Source organism: Desulfovibrio sp. 1214_IL3152 (genome assembly GCF_036763055.1).
Classification (GTDB): domain Bacteria; phylum Desulfobacterota; class Desulfovibrionia; order Desulfovibrionales; family Desulfovibrionaceae; genus Desulfovibrio.
In genome coordinates, this window is sequence record NZ_JBAIYW010000508.1 from 1 (window position 1) to 2,497 (window position 2,497).

The 2,497-nt window shown below is 58.8% G+C and carries 3 protein-coding genes; 2 read left to right on the top strand and 1 reads right to left on the bottom strand.

Annotated features, from left to right (window positions below):
* The coding region (locus V6C07_RS10860) for a radical SAM protein (protein ID WP_333536501.1) at positions 1-1,051 on the top strand (1,051 nt) is incomplete at its 5' end.
* Between the two features lie 427 nt (positions 1,052-1,478).
* Here V6C07_RS10860 and V6C07_RS10865 read toward each other — a convergent pair.
* Entirely contained in the window at positions 1,479-2,060 is a 582-nt protein-coding gene (locus V6C07_RS10865; protein WP_333536502.1) for a DJ-1/PfpI family protein, read from the bottom strand.
* Positions 2,061-2,291: 231 nt separating this feature from the next.
* Between V6C07_RS10865 and V6C07_RS10870 the strand changes: the two genes are divergently transcribed.
* Positions 2,292-2,497 (top strand): zinc ribbon domain-containing protein (locus tag V6C07_RS10870; RefSeq protein WP_333536503.1); only part of this gene is annotated, 206 nt, incomplete at its 3' end.

Consider the following 2,497-nt stretch of genomic DNA (forward strand, 5'->3'; position numbering starts at 1 on the left):
CAGCACCGCCTCCAACGCCGAGGCACAGGCGGCGGCCGTAATGGAAACGGCCGCAGGCGCGGCAACCGGCAACAGATTTCCGTCTTTCAGCATCTCCACCTTCAAACGCGCCCGCCCTGTACTCAAGGTGCAGGATGGCTGCGCCCACCGCTGCACCTACTGCATTGTGCCGCTCACACGGGGCAAGCCCCGCAGCCGCCCGGTGGAAGATGTGGTGGAAGAAGCCCGCCGCCTGCTGGAATCGGGCCATGTGGAAATCATGATTTCCGGCATCAATCTGGGACAATACGGACGGGACGCGCAAACAGGAGACTTCTGGAGCCTGCTGCGCACCCTTGATGCGGCCCTGGCCCCGGAATTTTCCGGACAGGCCCGCTTTCGCATCAGCTCTCTGGAGCCGGGACAGCTTGACGCACACGCCCTGGATGTTTTGCGCCGCTGCCGCATGCTCTGCCCGCATTTGCACATATCCTTGCAGCACGGCAGCCGTAACGTCCTGAAAAGAATGGGGCGCGGACACTACAGCCCCTCCATGCTTGAAAACGCCGTCAGGGAGCTCTCAGGCCACTGGCCCGCCATGGGCCTTGGCGCGGACATGATTGCGGGTTTTCCCGGAGAAACAGAAGAGGACGTGCAGGAACTTCTCGACCTTATAACGCGTCTGCCCCTCGGTTACGCGCATGTCTTCCCGTACTCGCGGCGTCCCGGAACCGCGGCGGAGCGCTTTGAAGGGCAGATTCCCCATGCCCTCAAGCTGGAACGCGCGGCCAGGGTGCGGCAGGCTGTTTCCCTGAAGCAAAAAGAATTTCTCGCGGCGCAGATGGCCCTGCCGCGCATGCTGCTTGCTGCGGACACCTCCGGCAACATGCGGAATGGCGCGTTGCCGGGCGGTAAAAAAATCAAGGGCGTCAACGAGTATTATGCGGCCTGTTTTCTGCGTCCACGGGAAGCATCCCCGGAGGGTGGCGTTTCAGATCCGTCCCTTTCCGGGCTTTTGCCCGTGCGGCCGGTGGAGCTGTCAGACAAAGGGCTGATTGTGGAGCCATTATAGCCCCCCAGCGCAGACTTTCACGCTGGCTGCCCTGCGCATAAAATTACGGGCGCCCCGCAAAATTTTGCGGGGCGCCCGTCGTTATACCAAAGCACTTCAAGCGTTAACTGCTCCAGAGCAATTTCACTTTGAAATTGCTCTGGCGGCTGCGTGAGCAGACGCCTGCCGCAAAGATGCAAGCGCAGCTTCAGCCGTTACGACAAAGGAAGTTACGGATGCTTCAGGAGTTGTAACGCGGGAAACTACGCTTGCAGACACCATGTGTAACGAGCGGTTTGTTTCCACACAACCACTGTCGCCATTCGTAAGGCTCGCAGGCTCGCCAACGACTGCCGCGAAGACAGCAGAGCTATTTACTTGCGCGGTTAAGCATCGAAGCGAGCGTGTCTTAAACTTTGAGAATATACATTCTCAAAGTTAATCTGCTCTAGATGCTGATCTTTGCGCCGAGCAGTTTGACAAAGGCCGCAATCCACGCGGGATGCGCGGGCCAGGCCGGAGCCGTCACAAGGTTGCCGTCCACCACGGCGTTGGTGAAAGTTTCGTTGAAATCTGCCCAGGTGGCTCCTGCATCCACCACGTCGGGCTTCACTGCGGGATAGGCGGTGCAGGTACGGTTTTTCAGAACACCGGCAGAAACAAGAATCTGCGGGCCGTGGCAAACGGCGGCAATGGGCTTTCCGGCCGCATTGAATTCACGCGCTATGTCAAGAATGCGCGGATTCAGGCGCAGATATTCCGGCGCGCGACCGCCGGGTACAACCAGACCCACGTAGTCGGCAGTGTTAACCTTGTCGAAATCAAAGTTGATCACAAAATTATGGCCGCGCTTTTCCGAATAGGTCTGATCGCCCTCAAAGTCGTGAATGGCCGTGCGCACGACATCGCCGGGCTTTTTGCCGGGGCATACGGCATGCACGTCATAGCCGAGCATGAGCAGCATCTGGAAAGGCACCATCACTTCATAGTCTTCAACATAGTCACCGGTCAGTACCAGAATTTTTTTCATAATATTTCTCCTGCGGTTCCGGGCTTGCGTAAGCCGATGCCCGAAAAGCGGTTTGCGCCCGGCATGACGGCCTTATGGCGCCCTTGCCTTGAGCGTATTTATGTTTATATATGCAGGCACTGCCCAGGGCAAGTACCCTGGACGCAAGCCCAGCCCCACGCCCGGCACGAAGGCTGGGCGCGGCCTTGATGCAGCCGTCAGGGCCTAATCAAATGTTTCAGGAGTATCAGTATGCCCATGTTTGACTTTGTCTGCACCGCCTGCGGAAACAAATTTGAAGAGCTGGTTTTTGGCGACGAATCTCCGGCATGCCCCAAATGCGGCGCGGCCGCCGAAAAGCAGATGTGCGTTCCAAGTCCTCTCAAGACCGGGGCCTTCCCCTACAAGCCCGGCCCGGTACGTCCCATGGGCAAAGGCATGCCCACCTGCGGCGCGGG